General features: G+C 76.1%; 2 protein-coding genes. Both read left to right on the top strand.

From position 1 onward, the window contains the following. Positions 1-632, top strand: a 632-nt coding sequence (locus E1291_RS38410) for a phosphopantetheine-binding protein (protein WP_242614645.1), incomplete at its 5' end; no start/stop codon positions are given. Positions 633-657: 25 nt separating this feature from the next. Beyond that, on the top strand, positions 658-5,688 hold a 5,031-nt coding region (locus tag E1291_RS38405; protein ID WP_131742958.1), incomplete at its 3' end, for a type I polyketide synthase.

The raw sequence follows: 5,688 nt of genomic DNA, 5'->3' as shown, positions 1-5,688 counted from the left end.
CCGCGGACGTCCCCGCCCTGCTGCGCGCTCTCGTGGGCGGCGGCGCGCCCGCGCGTCCCGCGGCCGGGACGGACGCGGCCCCGGCCGACCTCGCGGGAAGGCTCGCCGCGCAGTCGCGGGACGAGCGGGAGCGGACGCTCCTCGGCCTCGTCCGCGCGCAGGCCGCCACGGTCCTCGGCCATCCGGACCCGGACGCCATCCGTCCGGACAACTCGTTCAAGGAGCTGGGCTTTGACTCCCTCACTGCGGTGGAGCTGCGCAACCGGCTCGCGGCCGCCACGGGCCTGCGGCTGCCCGCCTCGCTCGTCTTCGACTATCCGGAGGCGGCGTCGCTGGCCGAGCACCTGCGCGTGCGGCTCGCGCCGGACGGCGAGCAGCCGGAGCCGGTGGATCCGGTGACCCCGCTGCTCGGCGAGCTGGCCCGGCTCGAAACCGCCCTCGGCGCCCTCACCCTGGACGACCGGGCGCGCGGCAGCGTGGCGCGGCGGCTCAACGGGCTGCTGTCGGCGGTGCACGGCGGCACGGCCGGCGGGGACGGCGGGACCGGCGCGGACGGCGGGACCGGAGGCTTCGCCGGCGTCGAGTCCGCCTCCGACGACGAGATCTTCGAATTGATCGACCGGGAACTGTGAGCGCGGCGATGGAGGACGGGAACTGATGCCGGACACGGAGGAGAAGCTCCGCCAGTATCTGAAGCGGGTCACGGTCGACCTCGGGCAGACCAGGCAGCGGCTGCGCGAGGTGGAGGAGCGCCGGCAGGAGCCGATCGCCGTGGTGTCCATGGCGTGCCGGTTCCCCGGCGGCGTCCGCTCGCCGGAGGAGCTGTGGGAACTGGTCGCCTCCGGGGGCGACGCGATCGGCGGGTTCCCCGACGACCGAGGCTGGGACCTGGAGCGGCTGTACGACCCGGACCCGGACCGTCCCGGCAGCAGCCACACCCGGGAGGGCGGGTTCCTGTACGACGCGGACCTGTTCGACGCGGGCTTCTTCGGGATCAGCCCGCGCGAGGCCCTCGCCATGGAGCCGCAGCAGCGCGTCCTGCTGGAGGTGGCGTGGGAGACGCTCGAACGCGCGGGCCTCGATCCGTCGGCGCTGAAGGGCAGCGCGACCGGCGTGTACGCCGGCGGCGGCCTGCCCGGCTTCGGGACGCCGCCCGCCGAGGAGGGCACCGAGGGCTACCTGGTGACCGGGAACGCGCTGAGCGTGCTGTCGGGCCGGGTGTCGTTCGCGCTGGGCCTGGAGGGTCCGGCGGTGTCGGTGGACACGGCGTGCTCGTCGTCGCTGACCGCGATCCACCTGGCCTGCCAGGCGCTCCGGCAGGGCGACTGCTCGCTGGCCCTGGCGGGCGGCGTCACGGTCATGGCCGTGCCCGCGATGTTCACCGAGTTCTCCCGCCAGCGCGGCCTGTCCCCGGACGGCCGCTGCAAGCCGTTCGCCGACGCGGCGGACGGCACCGGCTTCTCCGAGGGCGTCGGGCTCGTCCTGCTGGAGCGGCTGTCGGACGCGCGCCGCCACGGTCATGAGGTGCTGGCGGTGGTGCGGGGTTCGGCGGTGAACCAGGACGGTGCGAGCAATGGGCTGACGGCACCGAACGGGCCGTCGCAGGAGCGGGTGATCCGTGCGGCGCTGGCGAGTGCGGGGTTGTCGCCGGGTGAGGTGGACGCGGTCGAGGCGCACGGGACGGGTACCAGGCTGGGTGATCCGATCGAGGCGGGTGCGCTGCTGGCGACCTATGGGCGGGACCGCCCTGAGGGGCGTCCGCTGTGGCTGGGGTCGGTGAAGTCCAACATCGGGCACACCCAGGGCGCCGCCGGTGTCGCCGGGGTCATCAAGATGGTCATGGCGATGCGGCACGGGCAACTGCCCGCCACCCTCCACATCGACGAGCCGACGCGGCACGTGGACTGGACGAGCGGTGACGTCCGCCTGCTGGCGGAGCGGGAGGACTGGCCGCGCGCCGATCACCCGCGCCGCGCGGGGGTGTCGGCGTTCGGCATGTCCGGCACCAACGCGCACCTGATCGTCGAGGAGGCCCCGCGGGAGGCTCCCGAGGAGGGCGCGGCGAGCGTCCCGGCGGGTGACGTGCCCGCCGGATCACCCGCCGGGGGAGTCGTGCCGTGGGTGCTGTCGGCGCGCACGGCCGCCGCGCTGCGGGGTCAGGCGGAGGCGCTGGCGGCCCACGTGGAGGGCGGGGAGTTCTCCCCGTCCGGCGTCGGCTGGTCCCTCGTCACGACCCGGTCGGTCTTCGAGCACCGCGCGGTCGTCGTCGGCACCGGCCATGACGAGCTCATCGCCGGGCTGCGCGACCTCGCGCAGGACGACGTTCCCAGGGAAGCCGCCGGTGATCCGGGGACCGGTCCGGTGCTGGTGTTCCCTGGTCAGGGCTCGCAGTGGGCCGGGATGGGCGCGGAGTTGCTGGACACCACGCCGGTGTTCGCGGCGCGGATCGCCGAATGCGAGCAGGCCCTCTCACCGCACGTGGACTGGTCTTTGACCGAGGTCCTGCGCGGCGACGGGTCCGAGCTGGCGCGGGTGGACGTCGTGCAGCCCGTCCTGTGGGCGGTGATGGTGTCACTGGCGGCGGTGTGGGAGAGCTATGGCGTCACCCCTGCGGCTGTCGTGGGCCACAGTCAGGGCGAGATCGCGGCGGCCTGCGTCGCCGGGGCGTTGTCGCTGGCCGACGGCGCCAAAGTGGTCGCCCTGCGCAGCAAGGCACTGCGCGGCCTGGCGGGCGGCGGTGCCATGGCCTCCCTGAGCGTGAGCGCGCAGCAGGCCGAGGCGCTCCTGTCCGGCGACGTGACCATCGCGGCGATCAACGGCCCGTCCTCCACCGTGGTGTCCGGGACGCCCGAGCACGTGGCGGCCGTGGTCGCGCGAGCCGAGGCACAGGGCCTGCGCGCCCGCACGATCGACGTCGACTACGCCTCCCACGGCCCCCAGGTCGACCAGATCCGCGACGAGCTGACCGACATCCTGGCGGGGATCGCTCCGGTGGCCGGCCGGGTGCCGTTCTACTCCACCGTCACCGCGGCCCGCATCGACACCACCACCCTCGGCACCGGCTACTGGGTGACCAACCTGCGCGAACAAGTCCGCTTCACCGACACCGTCCAAACCCTCCTCGACGACGGACACCGCGTCTTCATCGAGGCCAGCCCCCACCCCGTCCTCAGCGCGGGCGTTCAGGAGTGCGCCGAGCGCGCCGGGGTGAGCGCGTCCGCCGTCCCGACGCTGCGCCGCGACAACGGAGGGGCCGCCCAGGTCGCGCACGCTCTCGGCCTGGCCTTCGCCGCCGGGATCGATGTCAGCTGGGAACGGTGGTTCTCCGCGGACGCTCCGCCGGAGACGGTGGACCTGCCCACGTACGCGTTCCAGCGCGAGCGGTACTGGATGGAGGGGGGCAACGGCGCCGCAGGCGATCCGGCGAGCCTCGGCCTTGTCCCGGTCGGCCACCCGCTGCTGAGCGTCGCCGTCGAGCAGGCCGAAGGTGACGCCCACCTGCTGACCGGACGGGTGTCGGCGACCGGCGGGACGGGATGGCTAGCCGACCACCGGGTGCTCGGCACGGTCCTGGTCCCGGGCGCGGCCATGGTCGAGTGGGCGCTGCGCGCCGCCGACGAGGTCGGCTCCGGCGGCGTGGAGGAACTTGTCCTCCAGGCCCCGATGGCGCTGCCGGAGAGCGGCGCCGTCCGCGTCCAGGTGGTGGTGGAGGCCGCCGGGCGGGACGGGCGGCGCGACGTCCGCGTGTACTCGCGCCCGGAGGAGGACGGCGACACGGGCTGGACGTGCCACGCCACCGGAGTGCTCGGCCCGGGCGCGGAGACCCCCGCCGCCCCGGATCCGGGCACCGCCGGATCGTGGCCGCCGCCCGAGGCGCGGCCCGTCGACGTGAACGCCTTCTATGACCGGCTCGCCGCGTCCGGCTACGACTACGGCCCGGCGTTCCAGGGAGTGCGCGCCGTCTGGCGCGACGGAGCGGACCTGCTGGCGGAGGTCGTGCTGCCCGACGCCGCGGGCGACCGGTCGGGCTTCGGCGTCCACCCCGCGCTGCTGGACGCGGCCCTGCACCCCGGCATGCTCCTCGACGCGGACACCGTGCCGGAGACGGGCGCCGACGTTCCCCTGCGGCTGCCGTTCGCGTGGAAGGGCGTGACGCTGTGGGCGGCCGGCGCGGGCACCGTCCGCGTCAGGATGAGCCCCGCCGGTTCCGGGGAGGAGGGCGAGCGCGTCCTGCGGCTGGCGGTGGACGACGCGCTCGGCGCGCCCGTGCTCGGCGTCGAGTCCGTCGTGCTGCGCCCGGCGGACCCCGAGCGGCTCCGCGCCGTGGGCGACCAGGGCGTCCAGGGCCTGTTCACCCTGGACTGGATCCCGTTCGACCCCGGCGCCGATCACCTGCCCGGACCGGCGGAGGACGGCTGGGCGGTCCTCGGGCACGGCTCCTCACCCGGCGCCGGGCCCGGCGCCGCCTACCCGGATCTCGCCGCGCTCGTCGCGGCCCTCGACGGCGGCGAGCCCGCGCCGCCGCTGGTGCAAGCCGTCCTCCACGGCGCCGGGGCCGTCCCGCCCGACGGCCCCGGCGCGGTCGAGGACGCGCTGCGCCTCGTCCAGGACTGGCTGGCCGAGCCCAGGCTGAGCGACGCGCGGCTGCTGCTCGTCACGCGCGGGGCCGTCGCCCACGACGACCCGGATCCGGCGGCGGCCGGGGTCTGGGGGCTGGTGCGCAGCGCTCAGTCCGAGGAGCCCGGCCGGTTCTTCCTGGCGGACGTCGACGACTCGGCCGGCGCCGCTGATCTGCTCGGGCTCGCGGTGCGGGCGGGCGAGCCGCAGGTCGCGGTGCGGGACGGGCGCGTCCTCGTGCCCCGCCTCGGCCGGGCCGCCGCCCGCGACGCCGCCCCGCCCGCGCTCGACCCCGGCGGGACCGTGCTCGTCACCGGCGGCACCGGGACCGTCGGCGCGCTGACGGCCCGGCACCTCGTCCGCGCCTGGGGCGTCCGGCGGCTCGTGCTGGCCGGGCGCCGCGGACCGGACGCTCCGGGTGCGCGGGAACTGGAGGCCGAGCTGACGGCGATGGGCGCGGACGTCCGGATCGTCGCGGCCGACCTGTCCGACCCGGCCGCGGTCGCGGGGCTGGTGGCGGGCATCGGCGCGGAGCATCCGCTGACGGGCGTTGTGCACGCGACCGGCGTGCTGGACGACGCGGTCGTCACCGCGCTGACGCCGGAGCGCCTCGCCCGGGTGTGGGACGCGAAGGCCGCGCCCGCCGCGCACCTGCACGCCGCCACCGCCGGCCTCCCGCTGCGGATGTTCCTGATCTTCTCCTCGGCGGCGTCCTGCCTGGGCGGCCCGGGGCAGGCGAACTACGCCGCCGCCAACGCCTACTGCGAGGCCCTGGCGCAGCGCCGCCGGGCCGCCGGCCTGCCCGGCACGTCCATCGGGTGGGGGCTGTGGGCCGAGGCCAGCGCCATGACCGGGCACATGACCGGCGCCGATCTCGACCGGACGAGCCGCACCGGCGGCGCGCCGCTGGCCACGGACCGGGCCCTGGACCTGCTGGACGCCGCGTGCCGCGACGGCGCCGGCTACCTGCTGGCCGCGGACCTCGACCCGGACCACGACGTCACGACCTACTACGGCAGCATTTCCTTCGCCGAGGACATGCTCGCCGAAGCCGGGACGGCCGCGCCGGGA

Source organism: Actinomadura roseirufa (assembly GCF_900659635.1).
GTDB lineage: Bacteria > Actinomycetota > Actinomycetes > Streptosporangiales > Streptosporangiaceae > Spirillospora > Spirillospora roseirufa.
The sequence above is the reverse complement of the archived record's forward strand: the minus strand, read 5'-3'. Positions and strand labels throughout refer to the sequence as shown.